The 22,070-nt window shown below is 61.4% G+C and carries 23 protein-coding genes; 12 read left to right on the forward strand and 11 right to left on the reverse strand.

Annotation, left to right across the window (positions count from 1 at the left end; genetic code table 11):
* Nucleotides 1–241: 241 nt before the first annotated feature.
* Together QP891_RS02865 and zupT are read left to right on the forward strand one after the other, a co-directional pair.
* On the forward strand, nucleotides 242–2,158 hold the full coding sequence (locus QP891_RS02865; protein ID WP_410762329.1) for a BCCT family transporter: 1,917 nt from the start codon (nucleotides 242–244) through the stop codon (nucleotides 2,156–2,158).
* 35 nt (nucleotides 2,159–2,193) lie between these two features.
* Complete coding sequence (gene zupT / locus QP891_RS02870; protein ID WP_284769921.1) at nucleotides 2,194–2,991, forward strand: zinc transporter ZupT; 798 nt, start codon at nucleotides 2,194–2,196, stop codon at nucleotides 2,989–2,991.
* Nucleotide 2,992: 1 nt separating this feature from the next.
* Here zupT and QP891_RS02875 read toward each other — a convergent pair whose 3' ends face one another.
* From QP891_RS02875 to QP891_RS02885, 3 genes are read right to left on the reverse strand one after another with little or no spacing between them, the layout of a single operon-like run.
* Entirely contained in the window at nucleotides 2,993–3,934 is a 942-nt protein-coding gene (locus QP891_RS02875; protein ID WP_284769920.1) for a DUF808 domain-containing protein, read from the reverse strand.
* A 3-nt stretch (nucleotides 3,935–3,937) separates the two neighbouring features.
* Nucleotides 3,938–4,474, reverse strand: coding sequence for a ribonuclease FAU-1 family protein (locus QP891_RS02880; RefSeq protein WP_284769919.1), 537 nt, complete (start codon nucleotides 4,472–4,474; stop codon nucleotides 3,938–3,940).
* Complete coding sequence (locus QP891_RS02885) at nucleotides 4,474–5,202, reverse strand: Rv1157c family protein (RefSeq protein ID WP_284769918.1); 729 nt, start codon at nucleotides 5,200–5,202, stop codon at nucleotides 4,474–4,476. The genes QP891_RS02880 and QP891_RS02885 overlap by 1 nt, the downstream gene beginning before the upstream one ends.
* Before the next feature lie 269 nt (nucleotides 5,203–5,471).
* Here QP891_RS02885 and typA point away from each other — a divergent pair, with 269 nt between their 5' ends.
* Nucleotides 5,472–7,382 (forward strand): translational GTPase TypA, encoded by a 1,911-nt coding sequence (typA, locus tag QP891_RS02890; protein WP_284769917.1) that lies wholly within the window; start codon nucleotides 5,472–5,474, stop codon nucleotides 7,380–7,382.
* An 11-nt stretch (nucleotides 7,383–7,393) separates the two neighbouring features.
* On the opposite strand, the gene QP891_RS02895 is transcribed toward typA, so the two are convergent.
* Together QP891_RS02895 and QP891_RS02900 are read right to left on the reverse strand one after the other, a co-directional pair.
* Nucleotides 7,394–7,903, reverse strand: coding sequence for a GPP34 family phosphoprotein (locus QP891_RS02895; protein ID WP_284769916.1), 510 nt, complete (start codon nucleotides 7,901–7,903; stop codon nucleotides 7,394–7,396).
* A gap of 14 nt (nucleotides 7,904–7,917) precedes the next feature.
* Nucleotides 7,918–8,049, reverse strand: a complete 132-nt coding sequence (locus QP891_RS02900) for a hypothetical protein (protein WP_284769915.1) — start codon at nucleotides 8,047–8,049, stop codon at nucleotides 7,918–7,920.
* Nucleotides 8,050–8,138: 89 nt separating this feature from the next.
* Between QP891_RS02900 and QP891_RS02905 the strand changes: the two genes are divergently transcribed.
* From QP891_RS02905 to QP891_RS02935, 7 genes are read left to right on the forward strand one after another with little or no spacing between them, the layout of a single operon-like run.
* Nucleotides 8,139–9,758: an ABC transporter family substrate-binding protein gene (locus QP891_RS02905; RefSeq protein ID WP_284769914.1), complete on the forward strand. Its 1,620-nt coding sequence runs from the start codon at nucleotides 8,139–8,141 to the stop codon at nucleotides 9,756–9,758.
* Entirely contained in the window at nucleotides 9,748–10,617 is an 870-nt protein-coding gene (locus tag QP891_RS02910) for a PIG-L family deacetylase (RefSeq protein WP_284769913.1), read from the forward strand. The genes QP891_RS02905 and QP891_RS02910 overlap by 11 nt, the downstream gene beginning before the upstream one ends.
* Nucleotides 10,617–10,994: a hypothetical protein gene (locus QP891_RS02915; RefSeq protein WP_284769912.1), complete on the forward strand. Its 378-nt coding sequence runs from the start codon at nucleotides 10,617–10,619 to the stop codon at nucleotides 10,992–10,994. Before QP891_RS02910 ends, QP891_RS02915 begins: the two co-directional genes overlap by 1 nt.
* Before the next feature lie 54 nt (nucleotides 10,995–11,048).
* Nucleotides 11,049–11,372 carry a ferredoxin gene (gene fdxA / locus QP891_RS02920; protein ID WP_284769911.1) on the forward strand — a complete coding sequence of 108 codons (324 nt, stop codon included), beginning with the start codon at nucleotides 11,049–11,051 and terminating at the stop codon, nucleotides 11,370–11,372.
* Nucleotides 11,373–11,375: 3 nt separating this feature from the next.
* Nucleotides 11,376–12,464, forward strand: coding sequence for a succinyldiaminopimelate transaminase (gene dapC / locus QP891_RS02925; protein ID WP_284769910.1), 1,089 nt, complete (start codon nucleotides 11,376–11,378; stop codon nucleotides 12,462–12,464).
* A gap of 52 nt (nucleotides 12,465–12,516) precedes the next feature.
* Nucleotides 12,517–13,305 (forward strand): pseudouridine synthase, encoded by a 789-nt coding sequence (locus tag QP891_RS02930; RefSeq protein WP_284816952.1) that lies wholly within the window; start codon nucleotides 12,517–12,519, stop codon nucleotides 13,303–13,305.
* 29 nt (nucleotides 13,306–13,334) lie between these two features.
* The gene (locus tag QP891_RS02935) at nucleotides 13,335–13,895 is read left to right on the forward strand and encodes a GtrA family protein (protein ID WP_005280100.1); all 561 of its coding nucleotides are present in this window, start codon (nucleotides 13,335–13,337) and stop codon (nucleotides 13,893–13,895) included.
* 427 nt (nucleotides 13,896–14,322) lie between these two features.
* Here the strand turns inward: QP891_RS02935 and QP891_RS02940 are convergent, their stop codons facing one another.
* The 6 genes from QP891_RS02940 to QP891_RS02965 form a co-directional block, all read right to left on the reverse strand.
* Nucleotides 14,323–14,802, reverse strand: a complete 480-nt coding sequence (locus tag QP891_RS02940; protein ID WP_284769909.1) for a transcriptional regulator — start codon at nucleotides 14,800–14,802, stop codon at nucleotides 14,323–14,325.
* Complete coding sequence (locus tag QP891_RS02945; RefSeq protein ID WP_284769908.1) at nucleotides 14,795–15,004, reverse strand: helix-turn-helix transcriptional regulator; 210 nt, start codon at nucleotides 15,002–15,004, stop codon at nucleotides 14,795–14,797. Before QP891_RS02945 ends, QP891_RS02940 begins: the two co-directional genes overlap by 8 nt.
* A gap of 65 nt (nucleotides 15,005–15,069) precedes the next feature.
* Entirely contained in the window at nucleotides 15,070–15,915 is an 846-nt protein-coding gene (locus QP891_RS02950; protein WP_284769907.1) for a type IV toxin-antitoxin system AbiEi family antitoxin domain-containing protein, read from the reverse strand.
* A 418-nt stretch (nucleotides 15,916–16,333) separates the two neighbouring features.
* Nucleotides 16,334–17,665 (reverse strand): amino acid permease, encoded by a 1,332-nt coding sequence (locus QP891_RS02955; protein WP_349838315.1) that lies wholly within the window; start codon nucleotides 17,663–17,665, stop codon nucleotides 16,334–16,336.
* Nucleotides 17,666–17,766: 101 nt separating this feature from the next.
* A complete protein-coding gene (gene dapD, locus QP891_RS02960; RefSeq protein ID WP_284769905.1) occupies nucleotides 17,767–18,738 on the reverse strand; it encodes a 2,3,4,5-tetrahydropyridine-2,6-dicarboxylate N-succinyltransferase in 972 nt (323 codons plus the stop codon).
* 17 nt (nucleotides 18,739–18,755) lie between these two features.
* On the reverse strand, nucleotides 18,756–20,114 hold the full coding sequence (locus QP891_RS02965) for an amino acid permease (RefSeq protein ID WP_284769904.1): 1,359 nt from the start codon (nucleotides 20,112–20,114) through the stop codon (nucleotides 18,756–18,758).
* Nucleotides 20,115–20,202: 88 nt separating this feature from the next.
* On the opposite strand from QP891_RS02965, the gene dapE reads away from it, so the two are divergent.
* Together dapE and QP891_RS02975 are read left to right on the forward strand one after the other, a co-directional pair.
* Complete coding sequence (gene dapE, locus QP891_RS02970) at nucleotides 20,203–21,291, forward strand: succinyl-diaminopimelate desuccinylase (protein WP_284769903.1); 1,089 nt, start codon at nucleotides 20,203–20,205, stop codon at nucleotides 21,289–21,291.
* A gap of 2 nt (nucleotides 21,292–21,293) precedes the next feature.
* The gene (locus tag QP891_RS02975; RefSeq protein WP_284769902.1) at nucleotides 21,294–22,058 is read left to right on the forward strand and encodes an LOG family protein; all 765 of its coding nucleotides are present in this window, start codon (nucleotides 21,294–21,296) and stop codon (nucleotides 22,056–22,058) included.
* Nucleotides 22,059–22,070 lie beyond the last annotated feature (12 nt).

The following is a 22,070-nucleotide window of genomic DNA, read 5'->3' on the forward strand; positions in this document are numbered from 1 at the left end:
AACTCCAAAGCTTCAAAGCGGGGCGTAACGTACGGGTTTCATTTTACGCATGTGGGGGTAAAACATCGCTTAGCCGGTGGTTTTCGGCATTGTTCGTTAACGTGTTAATGATTCCCACAAGTTGAATAGTGAATAATGAAATAGGAGTAGGGCTTTGTCATCTAATTCATCGCCTCGGCCCGATAACGGAACCACCAGTGGGCTGGAGAACGTTAATAATACGGAAGAAAGTCAAAAGCGCGTGCGCGGCGCACAACGCATACTGCACGACATCATCTACCCGCACAATATTCACCCTGCCTTGGTTCCTGGCGTGTCCATTGAGGACCAGAAGGTTAAATACAGCGTGGATAAGACCATCCTGGGCGTCGTCGGTGGACTCGTTATCGCCTTCGTAATATGGGGCGTGCTCGCTCCCGAACAGGTTTTTAATACCTCCTCCATCGCCCTGGACTGGGTCATGCGCAACCTAGGCTGGATCTTTACTGCACTGGCCACCTTCCTGATGTTCCTGCTGTTGATCCTCGCCTTTTCCAAATACGGAAAAATCCCACTCGGCGTGGATGGTGAAAAGCCGGAGTTTTCCACGATTAGCTGGGCCGCCATGCTCTTTGGTGCGGGCATCGGCATCGGGCTTATCTTCTTCGGACCCTACGAACCGCTCACTCATTATCTCTCACCGCGACCTGGCGCCTATGAAGCCGCCAGCGATGAAGCGGTGCTCGGCGCGCTCGCCCAATCGGCCATGCACTGGGGCCTTAATGCGTGGGCCATCTACGCCATCGTAGGGCTGTGCGTGGCCTATGTGTCCTTCCGCCGCGGTCGCGTACCCCTCATGAGCTCCATCTTGATGCCGCTTTTTGGCAACCGCTCCACCGATTCCACACCGGCGCGCATTATCGATGGCCTGGCGATCATCGCCACCCTCTTTGGTACCGCGGCCACTTTGGGAATTGGCGCGCTACAGATCGGCCGCGGAGTGGAAATCGTCAGCGGTTGGTCTACCACTGGCAATACCGCAGCCTTGGTCATCATTGTCGTGCTTTCCATCGGCACCATCTTTTCCGCCGTGTCTGGTGTAGCTAAGGGCGTGCGGTGGCTATCCAATATCAACCTGGCATTGGCGCTGGGTATCGCGATCTTCTTCTTCGTCATCGGACCGACTGCTCTCCTGGCCAATATGATGCCCGCGGTCATTATTGAGTACCTCGACAACACTCCCGAAATGTTGTCCGCCAACATGGGAGAGGGCGAAGATATGGTCTCCTTCCTGTCCTCATGGACCACGTTCTACTGGGCGTGGTGGGTATCGTGGTCGCCGTTCGTTGGCGTATTCGTGGCCAAGATTTCCCGCGGGCGCACCATCCGCCAATTCGTCCTTGGCGTGCTGTTTATTCCTTCCGCTATCATCATCGCAGCATTCACCATCTTGGGCGGCACCACCATTTGGCTGCAACGCCGCGATGGCGATATCGCTCCCGATGGGACCATTGATTCCATGCCGGCGGCGGAAGACATCTTCTTCAACGTCTTGGACCATTTCCCCGGATCTAATTGGATGGCACCATTAGTCATCGTCATGCTAGTGGTATTTTTCATCACCACCGCGGACTCGGCCTCGCTGGTCAATTCCCAGCTCACCCAGCGCGGCAACCCGCAGCCGAAAGCCACTGTTACTGTCTTTTGGGTGCTCTGTATGGCGGGCATCGCCGTGGTTATTCTCATCTCCGGCGGCAAAAACGCGCTGCAAGGCCTGCAAAACCTAATCACCATTACGGCGCTTCCTTTTGCCGTCATCATCGTGCTGATGTGCATTGCCCTCATTAGAGAACTGCGCCATGATCCAGCCTCGATCCGCCACTATTACGAGCACCAGGCCGTCTCCAATGCTGTCATCCACGGCGTGCGCGATTACGGCGATAATTTTGCCCTGTCTATCGAGCCCACAACGGGAGATTCCGATTACGCTACCGGCGGCGAATTTGATTCCACGGCCGCAGAGGTCACGGAGTGGTACGCGCGCACCGATGAGGAAGGCCATGCCATTGGTTATGACTACGAAGCTGGCCGTTACGTGGAAGATGATCCTTCGGTGGCGGATGGCGAGTTCGTATCCGGCTCCGGCGAAGACGATGCACAGACCCCGCCTTCCCATTAGGGCTTGATAATTATTGTCAGGTACAGTCACAGACTATGACCTTGTCCACGTTCGCCTTCGCCTTTGGACTGGTCCTGCTCTCGGGCCTGTCCACCTCCATCGGCGGGGCATTGGCGGTGGGAAAGCGCCAGCCAGGGCCCGCGTTTATGGCCGCAGCCTTAGGGCTTTCGGCGGGTGTGATGCTCTATGTCTCCTTCATGGAAATCCTGCCGGAAGGCATAGAGCAGCTTAGCGATGCCCTCGGGGGCGAAAAACCCGGCACCTGGGCCGCGGTAGGAGCCTTCTTCGCTGGCATTGCGGTCATCGCGATTATTGACCGGATGGTGCCAGAAGAGATCAACCCGCACGAACCAGGCACGACGGAAGAAGACGCCCGCCGCGGCAGGCTGATGAAGACGGGCGTATTTACCGCAGTCGCGCTGGGCTTGCACAATTTCCCGGAGGGCTTTGCCACCTTCTTAGCCGGCCTAGAGTCTAAGGAGATTGCTGTTCCGGTGGCAGTGGCGATTGCCATCCATAATATCCCGGAAGGCATCGCCGTCGCGGTGCCGCTGCGGGAGGCGACCGGCTCGCGCAAGAAGGCCTTTTGGTGGGCTACGCTTTCCGGGCTGGCTGAACCGCTGGGCGCACTCATCGGCTTTGGTCTGCTCTTACCGGTATTGGGGCCGGCCACCATGGGCATTAGCTTCGCCGCCGTAGCCGGCATCATGGTGTTTATCTCCCTGGATGAGCTGCTTCCCACCGCGGAAGAAACTGGTGAACACCACTACGCCATCTACGGCCTTATCGCCGGTATGGCCATTATGGCGATATCGCTCATGCTGTTTATGTAATTTAGTGCTGCGCTGCTGAGGTGGCAGACGGTGAGCCGGTCGAGGCCTTGACGGCCACGACGATGCTGGCGATGATAAGTCCGAGGATGAGCCCGCACACCATGGACAGGCCGGTTTCGGCCAGCCAGCTCAGCGCGCCATTGTGGATATGTTCAGTGGCGGCCTCGATAAGCCCATGCGGCTGGTCTACCCCGAATTCGTGCAGGCCCGTGGTGACGATATGCCCGCCTACCCACAACATGGCGGCCGTACCGATGATGCCGATGATGTCCAGCACGAAGGGCATGCCCTTGACCAAAGCATTGCCTAACAGGGAATTGCCATCGCGGCGCCGGGTTAAGGCCAGGCCAATGTCATCCATCTTGACCAGCAAGCCCACGGCGCCGTAGACGCCTAGGGTCAAGATGATACCGACGGCGATGAGCGCGCCGAGGCGCAGCCAGAAGGGCTGATCGATGACCTCATTTAAGGAGATCACCATGATCTCAGCAGACAGGATGAGGTCGGTGGTGATGGCGGATTTCACCAGGCTATCTTCGGCCTCTGGGCCCTTGTGCTGGACGGAATCGGTGGCATCGCTAGGGGAGGAGTGGAAGAAGGAGAGGATCTTTTCCGCGCCTTCGTAGCATAAATAGGTACCGCCGCACATCAAGATGGGCGTGAGCGCCCACGGCGCAATCCAAGACAGGATCATCGCAATCGGCAAAATGATGACGAGCTTGTTGATGAGCGAACCCTTGGTGATACGCCAGATCATCGGCAGCTCGCGCTGCGGTTTTATGCCCTCGACGTATTGTGGGGTCACTGCGGCATCATCGACGACGACGCCGAGAGACTTCATAGATGTCTTGCCGCCTAAGGCGGCCACATCGTCAACGCTGGAGGCGGCGGCGCGGGCTATTAAGGCGACATCGTCAAGCAGGGCAAAAAGGCCACCGGCCATGGCTTATCCTTCGGGGGCTAAAGTTACGTTTTTTGACCAAGACAAGTCTATGCCGTGGTGGGCAAGCCAGGCCATTGCATCGTCGCCGTGGCGGGTAATTCCCTCGACCGCGTTTAGAGTGGTGTCGATGGCGAGTTCGGCGTCCTCGGCGGAAATGAGGCCAGCGGACGTCGCTGCGGAGAGCTCGTCGATATCGAGGACAGTAATGGGTTCGCCGGTGGTGGTGACCAAGTCGACGTAGAGATCGCGGGTGGTCCACTCATTGCCTTGGCGCTGGATTTCGGCGACGTCGATATAAAAGTCCTGCTTTACCTCGACGCCGGGGCGGAAGTGGAAGATATTCGCGCGCAGGTTGAGGCTTGGCAGCAGCCACGATTCGAGGTAGCCAAAACGCGGGTGATCGGCACCGCGTGCCATATACAGGCCAAACTCGGTTTCGGTATAGGTATCGACTTGGCGCAGGTAGCCCTTGGGATCGGTATTGGTGAAGGCCGCAGTATTAAAGGTCTCCTGTTTGACTGGGTGGAGATCAACGGCCATTACTTCACCTCTAGGAAGGCGGCGGTGGGGACGAAATCGCAGCGTGCCTCGGTGGTATTAACGGAACCGGAAAGCAGGGCAACGACCAGGCCCTTGCCTGTGTGGGCCGTGCCAGAAAGCGTTGTGGGCCCATCCTGGTTGATGCCGTTATTGTGCAGCGGGGTAATGCCGCTTTGCAGGGTATTGATATTAAACCACTGCACGTTCATGCCTCCTTGGTCCGGTGCTGCCGGTGGGGTGCCCAAGGCGGTAAAGAGGAAGACGGTTTCGCCCTCGCCGGCGCCGGGGGCGGGAATTTCCGTAGGACCAGGTACCGCGATGCCAGAGCCGGTGGCGGCGTTGGTGCCGCCGATGCAGTTCGCGGAGACGGTGGGCCAATAAAACTGCCGGAAGTACGGGTTATCGCCCTGCGGCATGGGCACACCGCCACCACCGTCGCCGGTACCGGCGAAGAAGTCCAAGGCGGACAAGATCGTATTGCGGGCGTCTTCGGGGATCCATGGCTGCGCAGCAAAGGCGCGCACGCGGTCCTGGGTTTCAGGGGTAGGGCGGCCGAGCTCATCCAAGGGGCTGGCGGGCATGTGCTGCTGTGCCAGTGAGGAAAGATCTGGGGCGAAGGCCTGTGCGGGCGCTACCAGGGGAGAGGCGAGGCCAATAAGCGCGGCGGTGGCAGCGGCGATGTAGCCGGTGCGGCCGCTTAGGCGCCAAGAAGTTTGGGCGTGGCTCACGGTATCAGGTCCTTATTGTCTCGCGGGGAAAGTAGTATAGCCCCATTGGTCACAGCAGTAACAGTAATAACTCTAGTAACGATAGTTATCCGCTGGGAAGTGTCAAGTACTAGGTCGTTTCAGGCACGCGAGACGTTACGGGGTGGCATAGGTCGCGTCTTGGCTCCCCAATGCTGCACTATGCCCTGTTAGGGGGTATCGTAGGACGTCGTTCAAGAACATTTCTCGCGCACCAGCGCTTGTAGATCCTCCGAAGGAGAACCCAACTAGTGAGTAATACCGAGTTCCGTAATGTTGCCATTGTCGCGCACGTTGACCATGGCAAGACCACGTTGGTCAACGGCATGCTGGAGCAGTCCGGTGCTTTTGGCGAACACGGTGAGCACACGGACCGCGTCATGGACTCCAACGATCAGGAGCGCGAGCGCGGCATTACCATTTTGGCCAAGAACACGGCCATCCGCCGCCAGGGTCTGGGCAAAGACGGCGCAGACCTCATCATTAACGTCATCGACACCCCGGGCCACGCCGACTTCGGCGGCGAGGTGGAGCGCGGCATTTCCATGGTGGACGGCGTCGTGCTGCTTGTCGATGCCTCTGAGGGCCCCCTCCCACAGACCCGCTTCGTCCTGACCAAGGCGCTAGAGGCCAAGCTGCCGGTCATCGTCTGTGTGAACAAGACCGACCGCCCCGATGCCCGCATCGACGAGGTTGTCACCGAGTCCCAAGACCTGCTGCTAGAAATCGCCGCTGGCCTCGAGGATGAGGAAGCCGCAGCAGCAGCTGAAGAGTTGCTCGATCTCCCGGTTCTGTACGCCTCCGGCCGCGCCGGCGTTGCCTCCACCGAGAACCCGGGCGATGGCAACGTTCCCGATAGCGAGGACCTGCAGGCGCTTTTCGATGTCATCTACAACGTCCTGCCCGAGCCCTCCGCTACCGTCGATGCCCCACTGCAGGCGCACGTCACCAACCTTGACGCCTCTGACTTCCTCGGCCGTATTGCGCTGCTGCGCATCTACGCCGGCCGCATCAAGAAGGGCCAGCAGGTGGCCTGGATTCACTACGACGATGAGGGCAACCAGCACACCAAGACCGTCAAGGTTGCCGAACTACTGCGCACCGTCGGCTTCGAGCGCCAGCCGGCCGAAGAGGCCATCGCCGGCGATATCGTCGCCATCTCTGGTATTTCCGATGTCATGATTGGTGACACCATCGCCGATCCAGAAAACCCAGAGGCCCTGCCGCGCATCACCGTTGACGAGCCGGCCATCTCCATGACCATCGGTGTGAACACCTCGCCGATGGCAGGCCGCGGCGGCGGCACCAAGCTGACCGCCCGCATGGTCAAGGCCCGCTTGGAGCAGGAGCTTATCGGTAACGTCTCCCTGCGCGTGCTGCCCACCGAGCGCCCAGATACCTGGGAGGTCCAGGGCCGCGGCGAGATGGCTCTCTCCGTGCTCATTGAGTCCATGCGCCGCGAGGGCTTCGAGCTGACCATTGGTAAGCCGCAGGTAGTTACCCAGCAGATCGATGGCAAGACCTATGAGCCCTATGAGATCCTCACCATCGATTCCCCGTCGGAGCACCAGGGTGCCATCACCCAGCTGCTGGCTTCCCGCAAGGGACAGATGCAGTCCATGGACGTGCGCGAGGGCGACTGGGTGCGCATGATCTTCCGCGTTCCCGCCCGTGGCCTCATCGGTTTCCGTACCCAGTTCATGACCGAGACCCGCGGTGCCGGCATCGCCAACTCCATCTCCGATGGCATCGATGTCTGGGCCGGCGAGATCAAGTCCCGCGCCACCGGCTCCTTGGTGGCTGACCGTACCGGCCAGATCACCCAGTACGCACTGATGCAGCTGGCTGACCGCGGCAACTTCTTCGTCGAGCCAGGTGCAGAGGCCTACGAAGGCATGGTCGTGGGTGCCAATAACCGCGATGAGGATATTGACATCAACATCACCAAGGAAAAGAAGCTGACCAATATGCGCTCTGCCACCGCAGACGCCACGGTCACCCTGGCCAAGGCTCACACGCTCTCGCTGGAAGAGGCACTGGAATTCTGTGGCAACGACGAGTGCGTCGAGGTAGCCCCAGACGTGCTGCGCGTGCGCAAGCTGGAGCTTTCCGCCACCGACCGCAAGCGCGCTGCTTCCCGCGCTAAGCAGATGAAGAAGTAATCTGCCTCGGTCTAAGTGGTGGCTGCGGTTGATGCCGCAGCCACCGCGATAATCGCCGTCGTCTCCTGCAGTATGGTTTTTACCGCAGAGGCGGCGGCATCGTCGTATTCCACCTGTTGCTTTAATTCTTTGATGCGGGTGCGCATCTCCCGGCGTTTCATTTCGGGCGCATCCTCCTTGAGCAGGGGATAGGCCCCATTAACCTCGCGAAGAATATCCAAGATAATCATGTCTTTGGCGCTAGGGGCTTGGGTGCCGTCAAGTACCGCGGCGAGCCTCTCCCGCACCTCATCTTCTAGCGCCGTGTCCGTCATGATGTAGCGGTCGCCGCTCAACTGCCACCACGCGGCATCCTCAATTTCCAATTGGCCGCGGTCCTGAAAATCCTGGGCAATCTTCTCGCGCGGGGAGAACCACCGCGCCTGCAGCAGCGTTTTTACCGAGCCGGTCCGGTGCTCGTGCAGGCTATCCCACGCCCAGGCAAGCACCGGGTGCTCTGGCTTTTTGTCCGTGGCGTGCACCTTATTCTTTGCAGTTATGGCAACTGCTTCGTGCAGGAGCAAATCGCTAAAAGGCCGGCGCGCAGGGCGGTCTCGTTATTGGATAGCACCTCCTTTTTACCGTTGTCCTTGGTAAGCAGGAGGAACATTTCTTGGCAGATGAGCATGGTGAGGAGATCCCTTCAATGGTGATTTCGTACGAGTTTAGCGCGCAGAATCTTCGTATGGCGGGAAGAAGGTACTAAAGTAGTCCGCGATGAAAAATAGTCTCAAGGCCCGTGCACTTGCTGCCACTGCCGCCATTGGCCTCGCGTTTGTCAGCGGGTGTTCGGCCAATCCTGGCCCACCGCCGGTGGTAGAAGACTCGGACGAACATGAATCTACCGCCCAGGAAACGTCATCAACGACGACCGCGACGGACGATGAGCCGCCGCGCGCGGAGGAAGATAAGTCGCGGCCCACCATTTCCATCGGTGTCGATCCGCTGCGAGCCGGCCTCAACCCGCACTTGGTGGCCAATAACTCCGAGCTAGTGGATCAGATTGCAGAGCTAGTTTTGCCCTCAACGTTCCACTGGGGACGCATGGATACGGACGTCTTGGAATCTGCCGCGGAGGTCACCGCGCCGGAGGGCGTGGCCCAGCGGGTGCGCTACGTTATTGCCTCTCCCGCGCAGTGGTCCGATGGCACCCCGATTTCCGGCGCGGATTTCAGCTACTTGTGGAAGAAAATGACCACGACCGCAGGCGTTAAAGACCCTGCGGGCTACCGCGCCATTTCCGCGGTGACCACATCCGATGGCGGGCGCGTGGTCACGGTAGATTTTGCAGAGCGCGTTAAAGATTGGAAGCAGCTATTCAACCAGCTCCTTCCCTCGCACCTGCTGCAAAATTCCGATTTTGATTCGGTACTGGCCAATGACATCCCCGCCTCCGCCGGCCGCTTCTCGGTCGATAGCGTGGACCGCAGCCGCGGGGTCATCACGCTCAACCGCAATGACCGTTTTTGGGGCGCTGACCCCGCCCACATCGATGTCGTCCAGCTGCGCGAGGTGCGCGATAGCACGCAGGCGCTGAATATGCTGCGCTCCGGCCAAATTGGGTTCGCGGACTTTACCCCGGGTCAAACCTCACAGGAAGCGCTCGGCCTGCTGGGGCACGTGAGCGATAAGACGGTTACCCGCCCGCGCCAGCTACGCTTGCACATGTCCACTGAGCACGGCGCCTTGGAGGACGCCGCCGCGCGGCGCGGGGTGGCCTCGCTTATCGATACCGAACAGGTCGCCCGGCTCGCCACCGGCCGCGCGTCCAACCTGAAAGCCGGGCATAATCCGGTCTCAGGGGAGGCAAACCTGACGGCCCTGCGCGAACGCGCCAGCAAGAAGCCTATCCGCTTCGCTGTCGATCCGACCAGCCCCACGGCTTTGGCTGCGGCAAATACGCTTTACGATGTCCTCGAGGCCCACGGCATCCCCGCTGAGGTCACCACCGACCGGCTCACCACCATTACCTCTAAGCTGCTTCCGGAAGGCAAGGTTGATGCGGTGGTGACCTGGGAGGATATCACCCTAACCTCGCTCTCGGCCGCGAATGTCTTCACTTGCGCCGAAGACCAGCCGCTCGCCGGGGACCTCTCCGGGTTCTGCCCAGACAACGCCGCCGAAACACGCATGGACATTCTCTCCGGAAAGATAAGCCCTTCCACCGCGTTGGGGCGAATCCGCGAGATCAATGCCCAGGACGTGTTATACGTCCCGCTCTTAGATGAAACGCGTGTGCACGCGCTAGGGGAGGGTATTGTAGGCCCCGGCCAAAGTATTGATGATTGGGATAAAGGGCTGGTCACAGCGCCAGTTTGGAGGATAGATGAGGACTAAGGACTTGGCGGGCTACCGCGTAGTTGCAGTACACGCACACCCCGATGATGAAACGCTTTTTACCGGCGGCACCCTCGCCACCCTGGCCGCGCGCGGTGCGCAGGTCACGGTCATCACCCTTACCCTCGGCGAGGACGGCGAGGTCATCGGCGCGCCTTATCAAGGGCTCGCCGAGCACCATCAGCTCGGTGGCTTCCGCGCCCGCGAATTGGCCTGCGCTCTCTCCGCTTTAGGAGTAGAGGGCATCCAGCTGGGCGGATTCGGCCACTTCCACGATTCCGGCATGGTGGGGTCGCCCTCCCACGGCAACCCCCGCGCGCTGGTCAATCGCTTGGATGAGGCGGTAGATCTGCTCCGCGCGGAAGTAGATGTACTCAAGCCACACGCCATCTTGACCTATGGACCAGACGGCGGCTATAACCACCCGGACCACGTGGCGGTGCATAGGGTGGTGGAAAAGGCGGCATCGGCAAGCACGCGCATCTGGTGGGCGATTTTTGACCGCGCCGCCAATTACTCCGGCCTTGAGACCCTCGACGCGCCCGCGGGCTGGCGCAAACCCGATGCCGCGTACTTGGATAATTTCACCACTGCTGGCACGGATCTGGCCTTCGCGCTTGACGATGCCGCCCTCCACGCCAAACGCGCCGCCATGCGCGCCCACGCCACGCAAATCTGGCTGGCCGATGGCAACACCACCGCCACCAACCCCGAGGCCGCCGTCGCCGCCGTCCACGACCCAGCCGCGGTGCCTGGGGCCTACTGCCTGTCCAATAGATTGCTTATGCCCTTGCTGCGCGCCGAATACTTCCAACTCGGCAGGGGCGAGCCCGCAACCGACCTCCTGGGGGAGCTGTAATGCGCGCTGATTTTAGCCGCGGCGAGCAGGTTACAGGCCTTATCTGGCTTTCTCTCGGCGCCCTGCTATCGCTATTTCTGGAGGTCATTTACCTCACCGCCCGGATTCCGCTGGCTGATGGTGCGAGCATAGCGTTTCCCATCACCATCCTCATCGCCGCGGCCTTCAACGTGGTGCTAACCCGCACCGCGCGGCTGTGGAGTGATCGTACTTACATCACGGCCATCCCCACCATCGTCTGGGGCCTGGGATTTTTCGCGCTTATGCTGCTGGTTCCGATTACCGGTGATGTCATCGTGGGCAATAATATTCTCAGCTTGCTCCTGCTTTTGGCCGGAATCGGCGGCGGCGTTTGGCCTTTCCTAAAGCAGAAGTGACATACTATATTTCATCCCCAAACCCATGAAATCAGGAAGATTCAAGGATTCTCCATGACTTATACAATCGCTCAACCTTGCGTTGATGTAATGGACCGCGGCTGTGTTGAGGAATGCCCCGTCGATTGCATTTACGAAGGCAAGCGCATGCTCTACATCCACCCAGATGAGTGCGTGGACTGCGGCGCCTGCGAGCCCGCATGCCCGGTAGAAGCCATCTTCTACGAGGATGACGTTCCCGATGAGTGGATCGATTACAACGAAGCCAACGCAGCATTCTTCGATGACTTGGGCTCTCCCGGTGGAGCGGCAGCCCTCGGCCCGCAAGATTTCGATGCGTCAATGGTAGCCGCGCTGCCCCCACAGAATCAGGAGTAAATCATGGCCCGCACACCGCTAGGACAATCGCTTCCGGATTTTCCCTGGAACTCGCTGGCTGGCGCCAAAAAGAAGGCCCAGGCGCATCCAGATGGAATCGTTGACCTTTCGGTGGGCAACCCCGTAGATCCGGTCGCCCCCGGCGTGCAGCTGGCGCTGTCTTCTGCCGCCGAGGCCCCCGGCTACCCGCAAACACAGGGCACGCCCGAGCTGCGCGAAGCCATCGCCTCCGCCCTGCGCCGCCGCTACCGCATGGACGTGGACCGCGTCCTGCCCGTAGTGGGCACGAAGGAGGCCATCGCGTGGCTGCCCACCCTGTTGGGCATGCGCGGCGAGACCGTCGCCTTCCCCTCGGTGGCCTATCCCACCTACGAGGTCGGCGCCCTTCTCGCCGGGGCCACTCCGCTGCGCGCTGACGACGACTTTCAGGATGCCTCCCTGGTATTCATCAATTCCCCGTCCAACCCCACTGGCCGCGTAGCTGGGGTAGAGGAGCTGCGCCGCATCGTGGCCTGGGCCCGCTCGACGGGTGCCATCATCGCCTCCGACGAGTGCTACATGGGCTTGGGCTGGAATGACGACAACCCGCCGGTATCCATCCTGGATCCGCGCGTGACCGACGGCGATAATACCGGCCTTATCGCCATGCATTCGCTGTCCAAGTCCGCGAATATGGCCTCCTACCGCGCCGGATTCTTCGCCGGCGATAACGATCTCATCGCGGAGCTCCTGGAGCTGCGCAAGCACGCCGGGCTCATCGTGCCAGGCCCGATTCAGGCGGCGATGGTGGCCGCGCTTGACGATGACCCCACCGAAGCCCTCCAGCGCCAGCGCTACGCCGCGCGCCGCGCCGAATTGATGCAGGCGCTTATCAAGGCGGGCTTTACCATCGACCACTCCGATGCCGGCCTGTACCTCTGGGCCACCCGCGGCGAAGACTGCCGCGAGACCATCGACTGGTTGGCTTCCCTGGGCATCCTCGCCGCACCTGGCGATTTCTACGGCCCCTCGGGCGCACAACACGTGCGCATCGGCTTAAACGGCACCGACGAGCGGGTGCGCGCCGCCGCCGAACGCCTCGCCAGTGCCTAACTCGCCTCGCGCCTTTCGCCCGCCTGCGCGGGAGGGGATTTCTTCCCGCAAGGTGGTCCTGCGCGAACGCGTTCCGCGCGAGGGCGACTACTGGGCCGCCCGCGCGGGCGATTCGCCCTTTCCAGAGGGAACGCTTCTTCCCGCCGGTGCGGCTCTTCCCAGGCCCGTTCCCGCGTGGTACCACCCCTCCGTCCCGCCGGAGGAGCCGATTCCCTTTGACTACTGCGTAGTCCACGCGGATGAAGACATCATTGTTGCCGATAAGCCGCACTTTCTTCCCACCACCACGAATGGCCGCTTGCAGCGCGAAACCCTGCAAACCCGCCTGCGCGTAGACTTCGGCGAAGACGATATCGTGCCGCTTCACCGCCTCGACCGCCTCACCGCAGGCCTTGTCATCTGCTCGCGCCATCCCGCCACGCGGGCTGCCTACCAGCGCATTTTCCTGGAGGGAAGGGCGGTGAAGAGGTATAGGGGCATCGTCAAGCAGCCGCTTTTCTGTGATGAGGAAATCAGGCTGCCTATGCACAAGCCGCGGGGCAGCAGGCAGGTGCTCGTGGCCGATAATGGCACGCCTACCTCGACGTATGTGCGCGCTGCGGGGCGGGAGGTAACCATGTGGCCGCGGACCGGGCATACGCACCAGCTGCGGGTGTTGCTGAATTATCTTGGGCATCCGCTCATCGGCGATGACACATATCCCGCGCCGCGCCCGCTCGACCTCTATGACTTCTCCCGCCCGCTTTACTTGCTGCACAAAACTATATCTTTTATAGATCCTTCATCACATTCGGAGCGTCAGTTTTTCAGTTCGCGTGGCTTAGGAACTACAATCAGGTAATTACTAATCTCCGGCAAGAAAGGCGGCCCATGGCAGACCTCAGCGTTGCGCGCTTTGCGTCCAATTTTGGGCAATTCCTTAAGTTCGGTCTTGTCGGCGGCTCGGGAACCGCGGTCAACCTCTTCGTTTATTTTCTCGCGCAGAAGCTCTTTGGCGCGGCGGATATTTTTGCCGAGGACCCCTTCATGAACCTCTTCGGTTCTGCATTCCATATCCGCTGGTACCACGTCTTTGCCACCATCTCCTTCCTCGTAGCCAATACCTGGAACTACCAGCTCAACCGCATGTGGACCTTCCGGACCGTGTCCAAGGTGTCCTGGATTCGCGGTTTCTTCCCGTTCCTTTTGGCTGGAATCGGGGCGTTTATCGTTAGCCAGGTCATCCTGACGCTGCTCATGAATCCGAACTCGCCCGTGGGCCTACCAACCGATGTCTTCGATAACTCCACCGGATTGCGCACCAAGTCCTATTGGGCGCAGGCCATTTCCATTGTCGTTGCGATGCCCATCAACTTCATTATCAACAAGCTCTGGACGTTCCGCTCCAAGCCGAATAAACCCGTCGTCGTCGACGAGGTAGCGCCGGTTTAACTACCCGCTCCTAGCTCGGCCTAGCCCGGCTCGTTTCGCCACCCCGGCCCCGCCCTTCGCGCTCACCAGCGTGGGCTGCTGGGGTCTTTTTATGCCGCCGGTGAGCGGCAAGGGCGGGGAGGGACGTCGCCAAGCAAGTGTATGTGCGACACCCATCCCTTCGCGCTCACGCTGGGATAGTTTTCATCGACGCCATGCCTGCTCGGTGAGCGGCAAAGGAGGCTGCGCCTTTCGCGCTCACCGGCAATGGTTGCCGGCGGCGAAACTTCCTCCCGGTGAGCGGCAAGGGCGGGGAGGCGGGGCGCCGTTGTCGCTGGGACCCCTTCGCGCTCACGGGGAGTAGTAAACGAACGCCACCCGCCGTCCGCGGTGAGCGCGAAGGGCGGGTGGTGGGGTGTGCCTGAAGGCGGGTGGTGGAGGTGAGGTACTAGTCCTCGAGGGTGGCGTCGAGGCGGGACTGGTCGCGGCGGTTTTGCTTCCGTCGGAGCGCAGGGGAGATGAGGATGACCGTGAAGGTACCTACGGTGGCGCCGATGAGGTAGGGGGCAGCGGGGGCATCGGAACGCGTGAAGGCGTGGTAGGCGGTGCCGGCGAAGCAGAGGAACATCGGGATGAGGTAGAGGGCGGTCAAAGTCCAGTTGGAGCGGACGGTGGGGGTGGCGATGTGCCTGCGCATCCAGGCGGCGCTGAGGGACGTGCCGGCGATGGAGGGGACAATGGCGAGGAGTGCGAGGAGGCTGAGGCGGCCGGGGAGGGACCATGCGAGGATGGCCGCGACGATGAGCTCGAGGAATGTGATTGGGGTCAGGGTGATGGCGGAGGCCTTGGTGAGGATGTCGCGCTCGAACTCGTCGGTGGAGGCGCGCTCGATGTGGTTGAGGGATATGTTGGCGATGGCGTTAAACATGTTGTTCAGCTCCAAAGATTTCTTCGACTGTTTTATCTAGTTCGTGGCAGATGTCCAATGCGAGGTGCACGGACGGGGAGTAGTTGCCGCGTTCGATATTTGCGATAGTTTGCCGGGAGACGCCGACGCGCTCTGCTAGTTCGCCTTGCGACCATTCGCGCCAGCGCCGCCACTTGCGGACCATGTTGGGTTGTCCGGCCACATCATCACCTCTCTTGTCGTGTTTACATGACTTAATATAAAGTAAACTTGACATTATGGCAAGGGTTAGACGCATAGATGCCAGCGCCAATATGGCTGGGTGGCGGACATGGGAAGCTGTGGCTTGCGGCCTTTGAGCAGGTCACGGGTGGCTTTGATAAGCAGGATGACTTGGTCAAGGTGGTGCCTGACGTCATCGGCAGTAAAGCGCAAAACCGTGTACCCATGCGCGGTCGCGGCGTTCTGTTTGGAGCGGTCTGCCTGAAACGCGAGGCTGTGGCTGTGGTAGGTCCAGCCGTCGATCTCCACGATGAGCTTGCCCATTAAAAGATCGAAGCGGTATCCGCACACGTGGGCGTTATGAACAGGGAAAATGCCTTCGGTGCGCAGGGCACGGCTCACCTTGCGCTCCGGTGGGCTATCCGCGCCGATGGCCGAGAGCCGCATCGTCTCCTTCAACGCGCGCGGTGTCCGGCCCATTCGTTTGCGGTCCCGCTCCAGCCGGCCGGGCCCCTTTTCACCGCGGTAAAACTCTTCCAGCAGCGGGCCACAGGCCCTAGCAATCTTGCGAGCAGCCCACAGAACCTGCACCACCGGCAGCCCCTTGACCAGGCTCGTTGCCTTGAGCCGGGAATGCGAGACGCGGAAATTCTTGCCACGCAGCGTCCGCGGCCCCTCCGCTTCCAGTGGAAAGGTCAGCGGCCGGTCAAGGTGAATCTCCTGCGCGGTCTTCCCCGTAAAATGGATACGGCTCAGCCCATGCACCAGCGCCTTCGCCACCGCCAACGGCGACCACTCGTCGGTATAAATCCCCCGGTGCACGCGGTACAGCTTGCCCGCGCGCACTCGCCGCCGAATCGCGTCCTTGCCCAGCCCCTGCTCGCGCAACTGCGCAGTCGTCCATGCCCCCATGGCTTCAATTTAAAAAGCGGCCGCCTCCTCGTCCAGACGGGGTCCGACAGCCTGTGGATAACCCGCCTATTTTGAGGTCTCGCGCTCTCTTTTCCTCGCCGCTCTGTGGATAACCTCCTTCCACCCTCCCTTAGCGCTCACCGGCGGCCAGGTCTGTGCCCTTAAGCGGCCCCTGGTGAGCGCGAGGAGTGAGTGTGCCGGCCAGCCCCCTTCACGCTCACCGCTTCCGCTTTCCGATGCCCATTTCGCCTCCCCGTGAGCGCGGAGGTCGGCCCCACACCCGTCGCGCTCACCGGGAGGTGAAAACGCCGTACCCCGCCCAGTGCTGGTGAGCGCGAAGGGCGGGGTAATGGGGCGGCAGGCACGGTGGGCTGGATGTGAGGTGTAGGGCGTGAGGGCCGGAGGCAGGGAGTGGCCGCTAGGTCAGAGGGAGCGTGGAGGTCGGGTCGATGCCGCGAGCCTTGGAATTGAGCACACCCGCGATGGCGAGCACCGCGAACATGGCGGCGGCGGAGAGGAGTTGGGTGCGGGCGGTGGCATCGGTAAGCATGAGCACCGCGATGGCCGCGAAGAGGGCAAGGGCGAACCAAGTGAGATAGGGGAAGGCCCACATGCGGATGGGGAGTGGATGCAGGGCCTCGAGTTGGCGGCGTAGGCGCAGCTGGCTGACGGCGATGAAGACCCACACGATGAGCAGGGAGGCGCCGGCGGCGTTGAGCATGAAGGTGAGCAACCAGCCGGTATCGGCGTAGTTGAGGACGACCATGAGCACGGAAAGTGTGACGGATAGGGCGATGGCGGTGGTGGGCACACCCTCGGTATTGGTGGCGGCGAAGATGCGCGGGGCCTCGCCGCGGGAGGCGAGCGAGTGCATCATGCGGGAGGAGGCGAAGATTTGCGCGTTGAAAGCGGATAGCAGCGCGAGGACGATGATGACCTCCATGATGCCGGCGGCACCGGGAATGCCGGCGCGGTCGAGGACCATGGTGAACGGCGATTCGGCGGCGGTGGAGGCGGCGTCCAGGCTGGAATAGGGAAGCAGGAACGTGATGACCAGGACGGAGCCCAGGTAGAACACGGAGATCCGCAAGATGGTGGAGCGCACGGCGTTGACCAGGGATTTTTCGGGATCTTCGGATTCGGCGGACGCGATGGCGACGACCTCGATGCCGCCGAAAGCGAAGGCTACGGCGAGCAGGCCGGCGGCGACGCCGCCGAGGCCGTTGGGCATGAAGCCATCGGCAAGGAAGACGGATGTGCCCACGAAAGTGTGGCCCGGCAGGAGGCCGAAGATGAGGAGGGCGCCGATGATGAGGAAGGCGATGATGACGACGACCTTGATGAGAGCGAACCAGTACTCAAATTCGCCGAAGGTGCGCACGCGCAGCAGGTTGACGAGGCCGAAGACGGCGACGCAGATGGCGGCGGGTATCCAGGGCGGCACGTCGAACCACGAGCCGATGAAACCTGCGGCGCCGGTGATTTCGGCGCCGAGGACGGCGACAGTGGCGCACCAGTAAATCCACCCTTGGGTAAAACCTGCCCAGCGGCCGATGCCGTGTTCGGCGTATTCGGAAAAGGAGCCGGAGGCGGGGATGACCGTTCCCATCTCCCCAAGCATTTGCATCACGAGGATGGCGAGGAATCCGGCGATCGCGTAGGCGATGATTACCGCTGGGCCGGCGGCGGAAATGCCTACGCCCGTGCCGAGGAAGAGACCGGCGCCAATGGTAGAGCCAAGCCCCATCATGGTCAGGTGGCGGACCTTCAGGCCAGAACCAAGGGTAGAAGAGTTATCAGACACTTCTCCATGGTATTTCTCGGCCGCGGGGCGCCGGAATTGGGGTGGCGTTAGTTCTTGTGGAGGTCCTCGTTCAGTGCGACGGCCTCGGCATTCCACTCCACGGCTTCGACAGCACCGGAGACGGAATTGCGGCGCAGCAGCAGGCCGGAGGCGCCGGAGAGCTGGGAGCCCTTAACTGCCTCGCCATTGCTGACGCCCAGGGCCTCGGCCACCTTGCCAAAGACGGCGACCTTGGTACCGGCGGTGACGTAGAGGCCGGCTTCGACAACGGCGTCATCGCCAAGCGAAATGCCGATGCCCGAGTTAGCGCCGAGCAGGCAGCGCTCGCCGATGGAAATAACTTCCTTGCCGCCGCCGGACAGGGTGCCCATGATGGAGGCGCCGCCGCCAATATCGGAGCCATCGCCCACGACGACGCCCGCGGAAATGCGGCCTTCCACCATGGAAGCGCCCAGGGTGCCGGCGTTGAAATTGACGAAGCCCTCGTGCATGACCGTGGTGCCCTCTGCCAGGTGGGCGCCCAAGCGGACGCGATCGGCATCACCGATGCGCACACCGGAGGGGACAACGTAGTCCACCATGCGGGGGAACTTATCCACGGAGTAGACCACGACGGGGCCGCGGGAGGCGAGGCGGCCGCGCACCATCTGGAAATCGGAGACGGCGCAGGGGCCGTAGTTGGTCCAGACCACGTTGTTGAGGTGGCGGAAGATGCCGTCCATGTTGAGGCCGTGCGGTTTTACCTCACGGTGGGAGAGCAGATGGAGGCGCAGGTAGGCGTTGTAGGTATCGGTAGGTGCCTCGTCGAGGTCAGCGATGGTGGTTTCCACCGCCACGCGAGCCACGCCGCGCTCTTCATCGGGGCCGACGAGGGCGGAGAACTGCTGCGGAGTCTCCTCCAGACGCGTCGTGCCGGTGGTCTCTACTTGCTTATCGGTATGAACTGCTGGGAACCAAACGTCCAAGACGGTGCCGTCGTGGGTAATGGTTGCCAGGCCACGTGCGGATGCAGAAGTCATGGTGGCTAGCTTAGCAATTACTGCCGAACTTGTTCGCGCTTGTCCGCGGGAACCACGAAGGACAAGGCGACGAGCGCGGCAAAGAGGATGATGACGGCGATGACTTGGTTGCGGGCGGAGGGGTCAAAGAGCATGAAGATGGTCAGCGCGGCCAGCGCGGTGGCGGTCGCCCACGGTAGCCAGGGGTAGCCGGGCACGCGGATGTCCGTGAGCTCGCCGTTCGCCTTCAACTGCGGGTGCAGCTTGAGGAAGGAGGCGACGATGAAGGTCCACACCACCAAGAGGCAGCCGCCGACGGCGTTGAAGAGGAAGGCCAGCAGTCCCGGCGGGTTCCAGAACTGGAGGCCCACCGAGGCGAAGGCGAAGATCATGGACAAGATGACGGCGTTGATGGGGGAGCCGGAGTGGTTGGTCTTGAGGAAGAACTTTGGCGCGCAGTGGTCCTTGGCCATGTCGAAGACCAGGCGAGAGGTGGCGTAGATCTGCGCGTTGAAGGCGGACAGGAGGGCCAGCGCGATGATGGCCTCCATGAAGCCGGCGGCGAAAGGAATCTTGGCGGCCTCGAGCACCAAGGTGAACGGTGAATTGGCGGCGGCGTCGGCATCTTGGATCTGGCTAAACGGCAAGGCCATGGTGATGACCACGATGGAGCCGATGTAGAAGATCATGATGCGCACGATGATGGCGCGCACCGCGGTTGCCACGTTGCGGGCTGGATCCTCGGACTCGGCGGCGGCGATGGTCACCAGCTCGATTCCACCGAAGGCGAAGGCCACGGCCAGCAGGCCCGCTGCGAAGCCGGGCATGCCATTGGGCAGGAAGTTATCGGTGAAGTTGGTTCCAGCGCGGGAGAGATCCATGCCGGGCAGGATGCCGAGTGCCATGAGGATGCCGACAACGAGGAAGGCGATGATGACGGCGACCTTGATGATGGCAAACCAGAACTCGAATTCACCGAAACCGCGCACTGCGGCGAAGTTCACCACGGCGAAGAAGGCCACCGCGATGAGCGCGGGAATCCACGGGGCGATATCGAACCAGCTGCCGATGATCGCGGCGGCGCCGGTGATTTCGGCGCCCATGACCATGATGAGCATGAACCAGTAGATCCAGCCCATCGTAAAGCGCGCCCAGTGGCCGAAGGCCTGGCCGGCGTAGGTGGAAAAAGAACCCAGGGAAGGGCGGGCCGCAGCGATTTCCCCGAGCATCCACATGATGAGCGCGATGAGGACGCCGGCGACGGCATAAGAAATGAGCACCGAGGTGCCGGAGATTTGGATTCCCAATCCGACGCCCAAGAAGAGACCGGCACCCACCGCGGAGCCAAGGCCCATCATGGTGAGGTGTCGCGATTTCAATTGTGTGGCTTCGGCCATAATTACCACCTTGTGAGAGGTTATTTTTTACAGTGAAGTGAACATTACACAATGCAACGGACCCAGCGGGGCGCTACCATGGCGGCTTGTGACTTTAGATCTATATGCCGACCCCATTGAAGTGACCAAGGCGCTCGTCGATATCCCAAGCCCCTCCCACCACGAGGAGGCCATCGCGGATGCGGTGGAAGAAGCCCTGCGTGGTCTAGACGTGGAGGTCGCCCGCTTTGGCAATACCGTGTGTGCGCGCACGAACCGCGGGATGGATTCCCGCGTGATTCTTGCAGGCCACATCGATACCGTTCCATTGGCAGATAACGTACCGCATCGCATGGACACCGCCGAAGATGGTGGCGAGATCATGTTCGGCTGCGGCACCGTGGACATGAAATCCGGCATGGCAGTATACCTCAACGCCTTTGCTCACCTGCATGAATCGGAAGAACTCCAGCATGATTTGACCGTCATTGCTTATGAGGGCGAAGAGGTATCCACTGAATTTAATGGGCTGGGCCACTTGCAAAAGGATCACCCCGAGTGGTTGCAGGGCGATTTTGCGCTCCTCGGTGAGCCCTCCGGCGCCATGGTCGAGGCCGGTTGCCAAGGCACGATTCGTCTGCGCGTGACGGCGCATGGCACCCGCGCGCACTCGGCCCGCGCGTGGCTCGGCTCCAACGCCGCGCACAAGCTCGCCCCCGTCATGACCCGCATTGCGGACTACGAGCCGCGCGAGGTCACCATCGATGGCTGCACCTACCGCGAGGGCCTGAACATCGTCCACCTGGAGGCCGGCGTGGCCACCAATACCTTGCCGGACGAGGCATGGATGTTCGTCAACTTCCGCTTCGCCCCGGACCGCAGTACGGAGGAGGCGTTGGAGTACATGAAGGGGGTCATCGGCAAGCATGAGGACGTCACCATAGAGATCGATGACATCGCCGGTGCCGCCCTGCCTGGCCTGGGGCAGCCTGCGGCACGCGCGCTTGTCGATGCCGTCGGCGGCAACGTCCGCGCCAAGTTCGGCTGGACCGATGTCTCGCGCTTTGCTGAGATAGGCATTCCCGCCGTAAATTTCGGTGCCGGCGATCCTGGCTTTGCGCATAAGAAGGACGAGCAGGTGCCCACGGCGCAAATCACTGAAGTTTCTACCGCACTGCTTAATTACTTAAAGGGATAAAAATGACCCCTGACCACATGCGTACCCTGCGCGGCCCGCTCTTGCTGCGCAGCGAGGGAGAACAAGGCTCCACCTTTGACCAGCGCCTGCTGGAATCCGGCGCGGACCACGAGTGGCAGCACGCCGATCCGTGGCGCGTGCTGCGCATCCAAGGCGAATTCGTCGCCGGCTTTGATGCGCTGGCTAAGCTGCCCAAGGCAGTGACGGTTTTTGGCTCCGCGCGCACCAAGCCTGAGGATGCGAGCTATCAGATGGCCGAAGAACTCGGCCGCAAGCTCGCTGAATGCGCCTACGCCGTCATCACCGGCGGCGGCCCCGGCATCATGGAGGCGGCGAATAAGGGTGCGCACGAGGGCGATGGCCTCTCGGTGGGACTCGGCATCGAATTGCCGCACGAGCAGGGCCTCAATAAGTACGTGGACTTGGGCCTGAACTTCCGCTACTTCTTCGCCCGCAAGACCATGTTCTTGAAGTACTCCCAGGCCTTCGTCTGCCTGCCCGGCGGCATGGGCACCATGGATGAGTTCTTCGAGGTTCTCTGCATGGTTCAAACCGGTAAGGTCACTAACTATCCCATCGTGCTCATGGGTACAGAGTACTGGTCTGGCCTGCTGGAATGGATTAAAAATACCCTCGCCGCCGGTGGGTATATCAACGAAGACGACCAAGGCCTTTTCCTGCTTACCGATGACCCCGATGAGGCCGTCGCCCATATCATCGAGCGTCACAAGGTGATGAGCGATAAACGCATTAGGGAGCCGCGTTGAGCCTCGCGCGCG

Source organism: Corynebacterium sp. MSK310, assembly GCF_030227355.1.
In the GTDB taxonomy this organism is placed as follows: domain Bacteria; phylum Actinomycetota; class Actinomycetes; order Mycobacteriales; family Mycobacteriaceae; genus Corynebacterium; species Corynebacterium rhinophilum.

Bases quoted from the DNA above. Each gene is read 5' to 3' on its own strand.
- zupT (WP_284769921.1), top strand. From the start codon at position 2,194: ATGACCTTGTCCACGTTCGCCTTCGCCTTTGGACTGGTCCTGCTCTCG.
- QP891_RS02875 (WP_284769920.1), bottom strand. From the start codon at position 3,934: ATGGCCGGTGGCCTTTTTGCCCTGCTTGACGATGTCGCCTTAATAGCC.
- QP891_RS02880 (WP_284769919.1), bottom strand. From the start codon at position 4,474: ATGGCCGTTGATCTCCACCCAGTCAAACAGGAGACCTTTAATACTGCG.
- QP891_RS02900 (WP_284769915.1), bottom strand. From the start codon at position 8,049: ATGCTCATCTGCCAAGAAATGTTCCTCCTGCTTACCAAGGACAACGGT.
- QP891_RS02905 (WP_284769914.1), top strand. From the start codon at position 8,139: ATGAAAAATAGTCTCAAGGCCCGTGCACTTGCTGCCACTGCCGCCATT.
- QP891_RS02910 (WP_284769913.1), top strand. From the start codon at position 9,748: ATGAGGACTAAGGACTTGGCGGGCTACCGCGTAGTTGCAGTACACGCA.
- QP891_RS02915 (WP_284769912.1), top strand. From the start codon at position 10,617: ATGCGCGCTGATTTTAGCCGCGGCGAGCAGGTTACAGGCCTTATCTGG.
- fdxA (WP_284769911.1), top strand. From the start codon at position 11,049: ATGACTTATACAATCGCTCAACCTTGCGTTGATGTAATGGACCGCGGC.
- dapC (WP_284769910.1), top strand. From the start codon at position 11,376: ATGGCCCGCACACCGCTAGGACAATCGCTTCCGGATTTTCCCTGGAAC.
- QP891_RS02935 (WP_005280100.1), top strand. From the start codon at position 13,335: ATGGCAGACCTCAGCGTTGCGCGCTTTGCGTCCAATTTTGGGCAATTC.
- QP891_RS02940 (WP_284769909.1), bottom strand. From the start codon at position 14,802: ATGTTTAACGCCATCGCCAACATATCCCTCAACCACATCGAGCGCGCC.
- QP891_RS02950 (WP_284769907.1), bottom strand. From the start codon at position 15,915: ATGGGGGCATGGACGACTGCGCAGTTGCGCGAGCAGGGGCTGGGCAAG.
- QP891_RS02955 (WP_349838315.1), bottom strand. From the start codon at position 17,665: ATGATGGGGCTTGGCTCTACCATTGGCGCCGGTCTCTTCCTCGGCACG.
- dapD (WP_284769905.1), bottom strand. From the start codon at position 18,738: ATGACTTCTGCATCCGCACGTGGCCTGGCAACCATTACCCACGACGGC.
- QP891_RS02965 (WP_284769904.1), bottom strand. From the start codon at position 20,114: ATGGCCGAAGCCACACAATTGAAATCGCGACACCTCACCATGATGGGC.
- QP891_RS02975 (WP_284769902.1), top strand. From the start codon at position 21,294: ATGACCCCTGACCACATGCGTACCCTGCGCGGCCCGCTCTTGCTGCGC.